Raw genomic sequence first — 13,932 nt, 5'->3', positions numbered from 1 at the left:
ATTCAGTCGTTTAATCCCTATTTGTCGATGGCTTAGCGCTAAATTTTTTTAGAAAATACTATTTAAAAAGGTCATATTTAGAAAAACGTTTATTACCCTTATTTTACTTATATAAAGAGGTCAGTTATGTCAGCCATTACTCGTAAAAGCTATCCACTATTAGCGCTTAGTGAACAAGATAATATCTTAACGATTACTCTAAACCGTCCAAACAAAAAGAACGCCATGAGCATTCAGATGATGCGTGAGCTGATTGATGTGGCTGAGCGTCTTAAAAAGGATCGCAGTATTCGTGCGATTATTATTAACGGTGCGGGCGATGCATTTTGTGCAGGGATTGACTTGGGTGATTTAAACAATCCAAAGAATGCATTGATGGGTCTGTATGAATTGGTCAAACCGAAGCAAAGCATTTTTCAGCGCGTTTGCCTCGTATGGCGAGAAGTACCGATGCCGGTTATTATCGCCACGCACGGCTACTGTATTGGTGCCGGCATGCAGCTAGCACTGGGCTGTGATATTCGGATTACCACGGCTGATTGTCAGATGGCAATTATGGAAGCCAAATGGGGCTTAGTGCCTGATATGGGACTGACACAGTCGGCGCTACATGTGGTGCGTGCTGACGTGTTAAAAGAGTTGACCATGACCGCGCGTATGATTGATGGCAAACGAGCGCAAGAGCTCGGTGTCTTTACTCATGTGGATGACGCGCCTTACGAGCGGGCACAAGCCTTGGCGGCCGAAATTGCCACACGCTCGCCAGATGCAGTACTCGCTGGCAAACGTGTCATCAACCGCATGACCAAGCAAAGCCGAGTGGCTCTATACAATGAGAAGGTGTGGCAATTAAAGCTGATGGCAGGGGGCAAAAACCGTAAACTTGCCATCAAAAAAGCTAAAGACAGCAGCGTGGCGTTCTTAAAGCGTCAATTTAAATAGCCGAGTCATATAGCGAGTTAAGTAGACAAGCGCATCCTTAAGTTATCATTAGGTACAGTGTGCGTAATTTTAGTTGAATAGACGGGGTGTAAGGGTAGGTAAGTTGTCATAAATTGGTTATCATGTAACTCTGATTTTGCTTAACCCTTCATCTTTAACAGCGCGTACCGTCCACTTGATATCTTGCACTTGATGTCTTGATGAGGTGTTTTGGTGCAGTACATTATCTTAATCCGCTGTTAACCGAATATCTTAGCCTACATTGGCAGTCTACCCCATTTACTGAACATTGTTTGAATAGCCTAGCTAATAGAATACTATTGGCTATTAAGTGGTCGGCTCCGAGTTCCTCTTAAATGGTCTTAATCTATCCAAGTCAACCGCTTATAGCTTGATCGAAAGTCTAGGCAGAGAGAAGAGTAAAGCAAACCAATATTTATTTAATAAGTGTTCATAACGAATAATCATAACTGAATCTATAGAAATAAATAAGCACTCACCCCATTGTGTGAGGATGCTTTTCTTAAATTGTTAGGTGTGCGTATCTTTTATGTCAAATAATTCAACTCATCACAACACTCATTCCAGCGACCAAAAGTTACCGGTCGCTTGGATTATGATGCTTGGACTGATTGTTGCCATCGGTCCTTTATCTATTGATATGTATTTACCGGCGCTGCCGCGTATGGCAGATGACTTCGGTGTCAGTACCGCTCAAATTGCAAACTCTGTACCTGCATATTTTGCTGGTCTGGTATTTGGCCAATTGGTTTATGGGCCACTAAGTGATCGGGTCGGCCGAGTAAAGCCGCTGTATTTTGGGATGACGTTATATGTTATCGCCTCGCTCATTTGTGCCACCACAAACAATGAATATGTACTGTTTGCGGCGCGAACACTACAAGCCTTAGGGGCATGTGTTGGTGCTGTGGTTACCCGTGCGGCGATTCGAGATACATTGCCACCAAAGCAAATGGCAAAAGCGTTTTCGATCATGGTATTGGTCATGGGCTTAGCACCAATTTTGGCACCATCACTGGGTGCAGCCTTTTTGACTTTCTTTAGCTGGCACGCAATTTTTTGGTTCTTAGCCAGTTTTGGCATCCTAAACCTGTTACTAACTAAGTTCTTCTTTAAAGAGACTTTAACCGAAGAGAACCGTAGCCATCGTCCATTCAATACCATCATTAGTCAATATATCGACTTATTAAAAGATCCCTCATTCGGCTTTCCGGCCATTGGCGGCGGTATGTTGATGGGGTCGATGTTCGTTTATATTAGTGCAGCGCCTGAGCTATTAATGGACGGGTACGGATTAACCGAAAGCCAGTTTAGTTTAATATTCGGTATGAATGCGGCAGGCTTTATTATTCTCACTCAGGTCAACCAATTCTTGACCAATCGCTTCCGTCTCATCTCGTTATTGCGCTTTGGTGCATTATTGCAGGTTACTGCGGCGACAGGTTTGCTAATATTGGGGGTTTTATTTGGTTCAGAAGCTTGGCTACCACTGGTATTAACCTGCATCTTCTTTTGTATTGCTGGTCTAGGTTTAACGCAGCCAAACGCCTCAGCCATTGCTTTAGCGTTCCAAAAACACCGTGCTGGTATGGCCAGTGCGCTTCAAGGCTCGTTAATGTTCTGTGTGGGTATTTTCGGCGGACTTTTACTAAATATGTTCCCAGTAAATCCAGTATTTAAGCTTGGTGCGACCATGTTCTTATTAATGTGTTTGGGCACCTTCTTAATCTTTAAAATTGATGGTAAGTTAAATCTAGACAATGCCGATTAAACGGACTGGATGAATCATTATCCTGATATTTTTATCAATAAAAAGCGCTGCAAATAGGCAGCGCTTTTTTGGTCTAGTAAATTAGGGCGTGTGCAACATTCGCAAATTAGCACTGCTGATAGCTAAAATTGTTTCAGACTAGGCGTAAACCGTCGTTAATGTCTAGACCTTGACTAGGTTTGCAACAACGTCTGGGGCGATTTTAGCATCAGCCTCACTCGAGCACAGCTCTCGCCTTGCGAACGGGCAAAGCAGTGCTTTGCTTAATCCGTTCTCAGGGGCGGGACTCTTTTTTACCAATATATTGCGAAATCGTCTAACTTAGAATGACTAAGCGTCAAAAATTTCACTGCATATTGACTAAAAAATAGTCGCCGCCAGTGCCATGGTCGAATGTTCCACACGCCCTATAGAAAGCTTACCAAACGGGTCTGAAATAAGGGCCATTCCAATAACGCGGATTGTAATAGCCGTAACGTCCGTAGCCATAACCCCAAGGATAGGGTGAAGCCAAATACTCTAGATCACGTTGGCGGATATAATAGTATCGGCCTTGATTATAAGCATCCTCTAACTTCTCAATACCCTCAAGCGGACAAACAGGTTGCCAGTCAAGGCCTTCACGTCCTAATTTATAGGCGTTCAATTCAGTGCAATAAGCCTCTAGCCCTTGCTGACGGCCTTCTTCCCATAAAATGCGATTGGGCTCACTGCCAGAAACGCCGGTGCATTCGCTAACGTGCTTGCCAAAATAGGCACCTGAGCGGCCTGCAGCGCCATCAGCATAGCCAATCTCTTTCCAGTTGCCGCTCTGACATTGCTGCGCAGAAAGCGTCGGTGTGGTAGCACAGCCGCTAAGGGCTATCATCGCAAGTCCAATAAGACTGCTAGCTAAGGTAATGTGTTTCATGATTATCTGCCCTCGTCGTTTATTAAGCTTCTGTCATAAAGCCAAGCTTTTGAGCGTAAAGTATGGCGCTTAAAATAACGCTTACTCTAAAGTCTAACTCTGAATAGCATATTTTTCTGTAAGCTTATATTGTATTTATTAGTTGTCATGCCGTCCATTTGCCAAGAGGCTTTGGTATGATAGGGTATTAATTTAACAAAGACAGCAAAGCAGCGGCTTACAGATTGGATAATAAAGCCCTTATTTCTGGTTGTTTAGAGAAATTAATCAGTTTATTTTAAGCTATATTATTAAATAATATATTGAATTCAGATCCAATTAGACGTATATAAATAGTATAAATCATACATGGTCAGTAGAGTTTTTCAGTATTTCAGCGATTATATGGGTAAACAGATATGAAGACCGTACTTGTAGCAAATCAAAAAGGCGGCTGTGGTAAGACCTCAGTCGCCATCACCCTTGCCGCTGCACTTGCTAATCAAGGGCAAACCGTAGCGCTAGCAGATGCAGACCCGCAAAAGTCGAGCTTACGCTGGCTTAAGCTGCGTCCAAGCGACGCCGCTAAGATATATTCAGTAGATTGGCATGATGAAGAGGATATAGGCGACTTACCTAAAAAGGTTGCCAAGAATCTGGGTAAAAAAGACTGGTTGATTATCGATGCGCCCGGTTCGGTTAGTGCTGAGCGAGCGCAGTCGTTAATTAGTGAAGCAAAGGCGATTTTGATTCCGGTGCTACCCTCAATCTTTGATGCCGACAGTACCAAGCAGTTTTTGACTTCGATTCAAGATATAAAACGCATTCGTAAAGGTAAAGTTGATATCCATCTACTTGCTAACCGGGTTCGTCCGCAGAGTAGTACCAATCAGGCGCTTCAAAGCTTCTTTGAAGAGATAGGACAGCCGCCGTTGGCTTGGCTTAGTGAAAGAACCTTATATCCGCAATTAGCCGAGCAAGGACTGAGTATCTTTGATCATACCCAAAAGCGCTACCGTGATGTGCAAGCCCAGTGGCAGCCGGTGATGGACGCTTTGATGCCCAAAGTTGCTAGCAAATATGAATCGCAATTAGCCGATGCCAATATTCCTGCCACACTAGAGAAATTAGCGACGGCAGATGATAAAAAATCAAAGTCGTCGGAACAAGATGATTCCACTTGGTACGAATAATGGTAAAATCTGAGCCTTTGTTGTAAAGGCTAATGCTTGCCACCTTATTTAAGGTCTGAATTTAGAGTGCCATTAGCCTAGATAATTTTACTGTAAACAATAACGGAAAACATATGGGTACTTGGATTGCAGTTGCCATCGGACTGTTTGTATTGGGTAGTATGATGGCGCTGAAGCCGAATGGGGTTGAGTTGCGGTTAGATAAGCTGCGGATGAGTGCCCGTAGATTAGAGCTTCACCCTAGGCTAATTTCGTGCCCTGAATGGATTCGTGGTCGTAATAATGAGTTTGGCAGCGGCATGATGGGGCAGTATGCGCTGGTCCTAGATGATATGAAGTTCCCAGAGACGCGTTATCAAGTGCTCGATGGACAGCTGCGCCCAGACAGTAGCGTCAAACCAGCCTCTGAGCAATCTCTAACAGAGCCGAGCGGACCTGTGGTTAATTACGATCTTGATGGGGAGCCACTGGATTTACCCGATACTATTGCGCCTTTTGTAAAAGCGGTTTATAGCAAAGCCAATAGTCTAGTTGTCTTCTGGGATGACAGTGGTTATGTCAAGCCAAATACCAATCCGCATTATGATGCCAATCAGATAGAGCCCGACTTATTAGCCCTTAAATCAAGAATGCTAGATTGGGCGCAAAAACTCTCTTAATAGTATTGATTTTAAACACGATAAATAGTCATTCAATCATCATAATACGCACCTGCACTTGAAAAACACTGTTGACAGCGCAACTGTTAGCAGTGTAACGTCTATTCAATTTTGACCGTAATGTTGCTGTAAATAAGAGACAGCAATCACGATTACGGCGCACAAAACATAATTTATAAGAAAGATTAATTAGGATTTTAATATCAATGGCAAAAACCACTCGCAAGAAAACAACAGAGGCATCCACCGCTAGTGCCAAAGGCAAGTCACTGGTGATTGTGGAATCCCCTGCCAAAGCCAAGACCATTAACAAGTACCTAGGCGATGACTTTATTGTTCGCTCAAGTATTGGTCATGTACGCGACTTGCCGACCAGCAGTGGTGTAAAGAAAAAAGCCACGGCAGCGGATGAAAAATTAAGCAAAGAAGAAAAAGCGCAACAAGCTTTAGTACGCCGCATGGGTATTGACCCAGAGCACGGCTGGAAAGCGGTGTATGAAGTATTGCCTAACAAAACCAAAGTCATTAAAGAGCTCAAATCTCTGGCTAAAGATGCCGATAAGATTTATCTGGCAACGGATTTGGATAGAGAAGGAGAGGCGATCGCTTGGCACTTACGTGAAGTGATTGGCGGTGATGACAGCAAATATCAGCGTGTGGTCTTTAACGAGATTACTAAGTCAGCGATTCAAAATGCGTTTAAGCAGCCGGGTAAACTCGATATTGACCGTGTTAATGCGCAGCAAGCACGCCGCTTTTTAGACAGAGTAGTGGGCTTTATGGTATCGCCACTACTTTGGCAAAAGATTGCCCGTGGCCTATCTGCTGGCCGAGTACAATCGGTGGCAACACGTTTGGTGGTTGAGCGTGAGCGCGAAATTCGTGCCTTTATTCCAGAAGAGTATTGGCAGATTTATGCCGATACCACGATGAAAGGCAGCGATAATGCCAATGTTGCCGAAGATACGCCGATTCGTCTAGAAGCAGTCAAGCAAGATGGCAAAGTATTAAAGCTTGGTAATAAAGAGCAGACAGACGCGGTATTAGAGATATTAAAACCTGCAAAATATATCGTCAAAGAGCGTGAAGAGAAACCGACTCAGTCGAAGCCAGGTGCACCGTTTATTACCTCTACCCTGCAGCAAGCAGCCAGCACCCGTCTCGGCTTCCCTGTGAAAAAGACCATGATGCTTGCTCAGCGCCTATATGAAGCGGGTCACATCACCTACATGCGTACTGACTCGACTTTCTTGTCAGCGGATGCGCTATCGACCGTACGCGGCTTTATTGAAGACAGCTATGGTAAGAAGTATCTGCCTGAAAAGCCAAACTTCTATGGCAGTAAGCAAAATGCACAAGAGGCTCACGAAGCCATTCGTCCGACCAATGCCAATTTAAAATCCACTCAGCTAAAAGGGGTTGAGCGTGATGCGATTCGTTTGTATGAGTTAATTTGGCGTCAGTTTGTGGCTTGCCAAATGTTACCGGCCAAATACAAGTCAGTGAATTTACTGGTTGAAGCTGGTAATGTTGAGCTCAAAGCGCGTGGTCGTACTATGACTTTTGATGGTTTTACCAAAGTAATGCCGCCAGCAAAAACAGACGACACCTTGTTGCCAGATGTTAAAAAAGGCGATGAGTTAAATCTGATTAAACTCGACCCAAGTCAGCACTTTACTAAGCCGCCGGCACGCTATACCGAAGCAAGCTTGGTAAAAGAGCTTGAGAAAAAAGGCATTGGCCGCCCATCGACTTACGCGTCGATTATCTCGACCATTCAAGACCGCGGTTATGTGAAGCTTGAAAATAAGCGTCTGTATGCCGAAAAAATGGGCGATATCGTTACTGATCGTCTGACCGAAAGCTTCCCTGAGCTGATGGATTACACCTTTACTGCAGGGCTTGAGGACAAGCTTGACAATGTAGCACAAGGCGATCAAGACTGGAAGGCGGTCTTAGATAACTTCTATGGCGACTTTAAGACCAAGCTTGAGCATGCCAAAGATAAAGACGGTATGCGCCCGAACGACCCAACCGATGTGCCTGACGTGCATTGTGATCTGTGTGACAGACCAATGCAGCTGCGTAATGGCTCAACCGGTGTGTTCTTAGGCTGTACGGGTTATAACCTGCCGCCAAAAGAGCGCTGTAAAGGCACCAAAAACCTAATGCCGGTTGAAGCCTTTGCCAATCTTGATGACAGCGAGATTGACGAGAGTGTTGAAGTCAAAGAGTTGATGGAGAAAAAGCGTTGCCCTAAATGTAGTACCGCGATGGATGGTTATATCGTTGATGGCGGCTTGAAGCTGCATATCTGTGGTAATAACCCAGATTGTGATGGATACTTACTAGAAGAAGGTAAGTTTGAAGTACCTGGTTCTGATGCGCCCACCATTGATTGTAATAAGTGTGATGGTCAAATGGAGCTGAAAACGGGTCGCTTTGGTCCATATTTTGCGTGTAATAAGTGTGACAACACCCGTAAAGTGCTAAAAAATGGTGAACCTGCGCCGCCGCGTATGGATCCAATCGATATGCCAGAGCTAAGATCAACCAAGCATGATGACCACTTTATCTTACGTGAAGGGGCAGCTGGTCTGTTCTTAGCGGCATCGAAGTTTCCAAAAGTACGTGAGACGCGTCCGCCTAAGCTTGCAGAGCTGCGTGCCATCAAAGATAAAATGGATGAGAAATTCCAATATCTATTTGATGGCCCAGACGAAGATCCAGACGGTAATCCAACCATTTTGCGTTGGTCACGTAAGCAAAAAGAGCAGTATATCGGCTCGGAGAGCTTAAAGACTGGCAAAGCCACACGTTGGGGTGTCTATTGGCGTAACGGCGAATGGGTAGAGCAGTAAGTTTTTGACCCTCTTTTCTCTGCCGTATTATTGATATAAAAATGCCCACCGTTAAACGGTGGGCATTTTTGCTAAGTGTTCATTATCAACTATTTCAATTTATTAGACTGGTTTCTTATCACCAAATAACAGCTATTGTTCGTTCTTTTGCTCTAACTTGGCTTGCAGCTTTTGTTGTTTACGGGCTTCAATCACTTCATTTACGTCAGCACCGATATGGGCTTCACCACGCTGCTTTGCCAGTTGGATTTGGCGTTGACGTTCACGAAAACGGGCGCGTTGCTCCTCTGTGGCTTTATCGATACAGTGAGGACATGACTCGCCTTTAACATAGGCAGGGTCTTGCTTATCCTCTTCAGTGATTGGCATACGGCAAGCATAGCACTGATCGTATTCACCTTTGTCTAGGCTGTGATTGACGGCCACGCGGTTATCGAATACAAAGCAGTCGCCTTGCCATAGAGACTCTTCGGCAGGCACTTCTTCTAGATATTTTAAGATACCGCCTTCTAAATGATAGACCTCATCAAAGCCTTGCTCACGTAAATAGGCCGTCGACTTTTCACAGCGAATACCACCCGTACAGAACATGGCGACTTTTTTGTGCTTATTTGGATCAAGCTCATTTTTGACGTATTCAGGGAACTCACGGAAAGTCTCTGTTTTTGGATTTACCGCGTTTTTAAAGGTGCCGATTTGCACTTCATAATCGTTGCGCGTATCAATTAGCAGTACCTCGGGATCGCTAATTAAATCATTCCATTCGCTAGGCTTAACGTAGCGGCCGACCGATTGTAGAGGGTCAATACCTTCTACGCCCATAGTGACAATTTCTTTTTTCAGCTTCACTTTGGTACGGAAAAACGGCTGGGTATCGGTAAAAGATTCTTTATATTCAAATGCGCCAATGGCTGGAATGTTTTGGATATATTCAAGCACTGCATCGACACCAGCACGGTCGCCAGAAATAGTACCGTTAATACCTTCAGAGGCTAGAAGCAAAGTGCCTCGTACGCCTTTGTCTAGCATCAGCTGACGTAGCGGTTCACGGTAATCTTCATAGTCATTAAAGCGGGTGAATTTGTACAGTGCGGTGACGACAATGTTGTTGGTGTCAGTTAATGTTGATGATGTGGTCATAATTTTCTCCTGCTGGCTAGGTCGTAAACCTAGTGCGTGATTTGGCTAAATGCTAAGCGTATTTGTCAAAGTGAAGGACTTAAACCCAAGGCTTAAGAGTGAATACAGCCTGAGCCTAAACCAGTAGACACAAGCTGATAGTAAAAAGGTAGTCTATTAGGGATTTATAGCGAACTTCAAGTGAGTTTATTCAGAATCTGAAGTATTCTCGCTGCTACTGCCCGACGCTGCATTGTTACTGCTGCTATTAGAGCTATTGCTGTTCTGGCTATTGGCTTGAGAACGGACAGGCCTTGCTGATTCAGAGCTCACAGCCGGTTTTGGCTCAGGCGGTGGCGGTGGTAACTGACGCTCACTCATGGCAGCTTTTGGCGGCTTTAAGTTAGAGCTTTCAGTGATTTTTCTATTGGTGATTTGACGCGTTTTGTCGTCTTTTGACTCTTCGCTGGTATTATCATTATCCTCAGATAGGTTAATAACGTCTTGCTTTTGCTTTTCAGATTTAGCGACATTATCAACGCTGACCCATTGATGTGGTCTACCTTTAAGCTGAGCACGCATAAAGTCCATCCAAATAGGCAAGGCCGCTACACCGCCATATTCTCCGCGGCCCAAAGTAGATGGTTGATCAAACCCCACCCAGACGATAGAGACTAGGCTTGGTTGGAAACCTGCAAACCAAGCATCTTTCATATCATTTGTGGTACCAGTTTTACCACCAATATCACTACGGCCTAAGGCCAATGCACGGCGTGCAGTACCACGTTGTACCACATCACGCAGGATACCAGCCATCTCATAAGCGACGATAGGCTTTAAGATACGAGGCGCTTGCTCAGCGGGTGAATATTGTATTGGTTTTGGTTTTAAGCGATCACTGATAGGAGATGCGTTGTAGCGTAGCGCTTCAATAGCGGCTTCACGTACTGCTTCATCATCTTCAGTAGTTGATATATCTTCGTCACTTGCGTTGCCAGCGATTAATACTTTTGCGGTCTTTTGGGCGTCTGCTGTAGAAAGGTTGGTCTCGTTCTTTAGGGTTTCTAATGCCTCATCACGCAGTTTGAGTTGCTCTTCTTGCTTTGCCTCATACTCCTCTTTAAGCTGAGTATTTAGCTTTTTAAGATTGCTATTAAAGCACAGCGCACAAGCACGTTTGGGGTTGGCTAAATATAGCAGATTATTGTCATAGTCATAAATCTGATCAATAAAGTAAGGCTGTACGCGGTGTCCGCCATTGGCAAAGGCGGCATAAGCAGTTGCCATCTGTAGCGGCGTGGCCTGACCGGCACCCAAAGCGAGTGATAGAGTAGTTGGTAGTTTTTCTTTATCGAGACCAAACTGATCTAAAAGTTGACGTGCATCCTCGGTACCGACGGCTTGCAATAGACGGATAGACACGAGGTTACGCGACAAGTATAAACCGCGGCGTAAGGTCATATTGCCATAAAATCGGCCATCTGAGTTTTTGGGTTTCCAGTCACCGATACGTAGCGGTCCATCCGAAATCATGCTGTCTGGACGATAGCCTTTTTCTAATGCGGCGGCGTAGTTTAAAGGTTTAATAGTAGAGCCAGGTTGACGCCAACCTTGAGTGGCACGGTTAAACTTACTATAGCGGTAATCAAAACCACCGACCAATGCAGTAAGTGCACCAGTTTCTGGGTCTAATGCCACCAAGCTGCCTTGAACTTTCGGTACTTGGGTGAGTCGCCAAGAGGTTTGGTCTTCATTGGCAATCAAACGTACGATGTCGTCTTTTGACACAATATCTGCCGCACGGTTCGGATATCTACGAATACGGTTTGCGTCTAAATATTCTTTCGCCCAGCTCATGCCTGACCAAGGAACGGTCACTACTTCGCCATTTTGAAGCTCAGCCTTAAAGCTGCGATAATCTACTTTAGTGACCTTGGCAGGAACCATGTTCGAGTAGGTCGTAAAGTCAGAAAGCGGCTTACCATTGGCTTCAGCACCGCGCCAGCCGTGACGTCTATCATAACCAATCAGGCCTTTTTTGATGGCGGTATCCGCGGTGCTTTGCGCCTCACTGTCTACAGTCAATTTAACACGCCAACCGGCATTAATAACGCCAGTACCATAACGGCTGACCAGTGCGTGACGGGTCATCTCTGCCAAATAAGGCATATTAACATCTAGCTTTTCTTTGTACAGATGCACGCCGATAGGAGCACGCACGGCTTCGTCATGCTGAGCCTGAGTAATATAGCCAAGATCTAACATGCGGCCAACAATCCAGTTACGACGTTCTTTGGCTTCTTCTGGATTAGAGACGGGATTATTTTGAGAGGGTGCTTTAGGCAGACCAGCAAGTGTCGCCATCTCTGCGATGGTCAAACGATCAAGCGATTTACTAAAATATTTCTTAGCAGCGGCTTTAATACCGTAAGCACCTTCACCCATATAAATCTTATTGACATAAAGTGTCAGAATCTCTTCTTTAGTCAGCTCATCTTCCATACGGCGGGCAAGATACAGCTCGGTCAGCTTACGACTAAAGGTACGCTCTGGGCTTAAGAAATAGTTTTTAGCCACCTGCATGGTAATGGTTGACCCACCGGTCTGACCCTCGTCATCAGTAATAATCTCGGTCACTGCACGGCCAAGACCTTTGATACTAATACCACTGTGCTCATAAAAAGAGGAATCCTCTGCAGCCAAGAACGCATTAATTAGGTCCTCTGGTACCTCTTCATAGGTCACCGGCAATGACATGCGATTGCCATACTGCCCAATGAGTTTGTCATCTTTACTATATATCTGTAGCGGCATCTCAAGATTGGCCGTCTTAATTTCAGAGACGCTTGGCAGATTGGGCGAGATGTACATCGCCATCCCATAAAATCCGATAGGAAAGGCCAATACCAAGATAATGACGAACGCTATAATCGCCAGTAGGAGATATACAAGGAAATGGATAAGACGAGAAGAAGCAGGCTTTTGAGGCATAGTGACTCTATTAATTAGAAACTGAAGTATTAGACACAGTGGTCCTCACAATTTGTGACGGGTTGACCATGTTTATATAGATGCAATTATAAAGCAAATTATAAAGTAAACGAGCGTTATCTTATAGGCTTTACTGTAAAACAGTCGCTGTAATTGACTTAATGATATAAGAAACAAAACCACTATTTAATAAATAAAGTCGATTTAATGAGTTTTTTGGATGCTTTATGGCTACGCTTAATAGTATCTGATAGCCAATTACTACCATAAATATTAGTCTTATCAATAAAGGTTAAAATATTAAATAAGTTGACAATAACACTTTATTTAAATATTGTTGTAAATAAGCAACTAAAACTAACTAAATATTAATTAATGTAATTTTAATTACATTGAGATTTTACTTGCCCCTAAAAGGATTTTGTATTGTGAGGTTGTTTCCCTCAAAGCGGCAGCGGCTAATAGGGATAGATATTAGTACCACCGCCTTAAAAATAGTGGAAGTGGTCAGACAGCATGACACCTACCACCTTAAAAGCTACGCTATTCAAAGTCTAGCTCAAGGTACGATTGTCGACGATATCTTAGTTGATAGTGACGCCATTGGTAAGGCCGCAGCGGCTTTAGCACAGCGCTTAACCGGCAGTTCGAGAAAAGCAGCCATTGCCATGCCGGCTGCGACGACAACCACTAAGCTGATGGACATGCCTGCGCACTTTACTGAACTACAAAGAGAGGCGCATATCTATGTCAATGCTGAACAATATATTCCTTATCCATTAGCAGAAGCCTATTTGGATTTTGAGGTGGTGGGCACGTCAACAGTGAACCCCACCGATATTCAAGTGCTACTGGTTGCATCAAAAGCAGAACCCATAGATCACCGTGTTGAGGCGTTAAAGCTAGGCGGCTTACGTGCTGTAGTCGTTGAAACCGTGCCTTATGCTATCGAGCGCGCCTTCCGACTTATTGATAATGCCTTGCCTAATGCCCCAAGTTTAATAGTTTTAGTCGATATTGGTGATGAGCATACCGAATTTTATATTGCTCGAGATGGCACGTTTGTGCACAGTCGTGAGCAGCGCTTTGGTGGTGGGCAGTTAACCGAAGCCATTGAACATAAATATGGGCTGAGTCTTACTGAGGCCATAGAAGCGAAATTTGATCCATCTGCCCTGTCAGATTATGAAGCGCAGGTACTAATTCCTTTTATTGACAATCTAAATCAGCAATTAAGCCGATTTATTCAGCTGTATCTATCCTCCAACCCATCATCACAAGTTGACCACATTGTATTATGTGGTGGTACGGCCTGTTTATCAGACCTGCCTTCTATTCTGCAAAACCGTTTGAATATACCGACCACAGTCGCCAACCTTTTTCAGAATATGAGTATTGATCGCAGCATTGACTTAGCTCAGCTAGCAGTAGATGCGCCGCGCTTAATGACGGCTTGTGGTCTGGCATTAAGGGTGGAGCACTAATT

General features: G+C 44.4%; 8 protein-coding genes and 1 pseudogene. 6 read left to right on the top strand and 3 right to left on the bottom strand.

Annotation, left to right across the window (positions count from 1 at the left end; all coding sequences use genetic code 11):
* Nucleotides 1–126 precede the first annotated feature (126 nt).
* Together AC2SLO_RS11520 and AC2SLO_RS11515 are read left to right on the top strand one after the other, a co-directional pair.
* Nucleotides 127–942: a crotonase/enoyl-CoA hydratase family protein gene (locus AC2SLO_RS11520; protein ID WP_486541715.1), complete on the top strand. Its 816-nt coding sequence runs from the start codon at nucleotides 127–129 to the stop codon at nucleotides 940–942.
* A gap of 550 nt (nucleotides 943–1,492) precedes the next feature.
* On the top strand, nucleotides 1,493–2,734 hold the full coding sequence (locus AC2SLO_RS11515) for a multidrug effflux MFS transporter (protein ID WP_486541717.1): 1,242 nt from the start codon (nucleotides 1,493–1,495) through the stop codon (nucleotides 2,732–2,734).
* 418 nt (nucleotides 2,735–3,152) lie between these two features.
* On the opposite strand, the gene AC2SLO_RS11510 is transcribed toward AC2SLO_RS11515, so the two are convergent.
* Nucleotides 3,153–3,644, bottom strand: a complete 492-nt coding sequence (locus AC2SLO_RS11510; RefSeq protein WP_486541719.1) for a DUF2799 domain-containing protein — start codon at nucleotides 3,642–3,644, stop codon at nucleotides 3,153–3,155.
* 398 nt (nucleotides 3,645–4,042) lie between these two features.
* On the opposite strand from AC2SLO_RS11510, the pseudogene AC2SLO_RS11505 reads away from it, so the two are divergent.
* From AC2SLO_RS11505 to topA, 3 genes and pseudogenes are all read left to right on the top strand, one after another.
* Nucleotides 4,043–4,684: pseudogene (locus AC2SLO_RS11505) on the top strand (ParA family protein); the annotation flags it as partial.
* Between the two features lie 245 nt (nucleotides 4,685–4,929).
* Entirely contained in the window at nucleotides 4,930–5,475 is a 546-nt protein-coding gene (locus tag AC2SLO_RS11500; protein ID WP_486541721.1) for a hypothetical protein, read from the top strand.
* 206 nt (nucleotides 5,476–5,681) lie between these two features.
* A complete protein-coding gene (topA, locus tag AC2SLO_RS11495; RefSeq protein ID WP_486541723.1) occupies nucleotides 5,682–8,336 on the top strand; it encodes a type I DNA topoisomerase in 2,655 nt (884 codons plus the stop codon).
* Nucleotides 8,337–8,468: 132 nt separating this feature from the next.
* On the opposite strand, the gene trhO is transcribed toward topA, so the two are convergent.
* Together trhO and AC2SLO_RS11485 are read right to left on the bottom strand one after the other, a co-directional pair.
* Complete coding sequence (gene trhO / locus AC2SLO_RS11490; RefSeq protein WP_486541725.1) at nucleotides 8,469–9,476, bottom strand: oxygen-dependent tRNA uridine(34) hydroxylase TrhO; 1,008 nt, start codon at nucleotides 9,474–9,476, stop codon at nucleotides 8,469–8,471.
* A gap of 186 nt (nucleotides 9,477–9,662) precedes the next feature.
* Nucleotides 9,663–12,446: a penicillin-binding protein 1A gene (locus AC2SLO_RS11485; RefSeq protein ID WP_486541727.1), complete on the bottom strand. Its 2,784-nt coding sequence runs from the start codon at nucleotides 12,444–12,446 to the stop codon at nucleotides 9,663–9,665.
* Nucleotides 12,447–12,874: 428 nt separating this feature from the next.
* On the opposite strand from AC2SLO_RS11485, the gene pilM reads away from it, so the two are divergent.
* Nucleotides 12,875–13,930 (top strand): type IV pilus assembly protein PilM, encoded by a 1,056-nt coding sequence (gene pilM, locus AC2SLO_RS11480; RefSeq protein WP_486541729.1) that lies wholly within the window; start codon nucleotides 12,875–12,877, stop codon nucleotides 13,928–13,930.
* The last annotated feature ends 2 nt before the right edge of the window (nucleotides 13,931–13,932 follow it).

It is taken from the genome of Psychrobacter sp. CX14 (genome assembly GCF_057396205.2).
The sequence above is the reverse complement of the archived record's forward strand: the minus strand, read 5'-3'. Positions and strand labels throughout refer to the sequence as shown.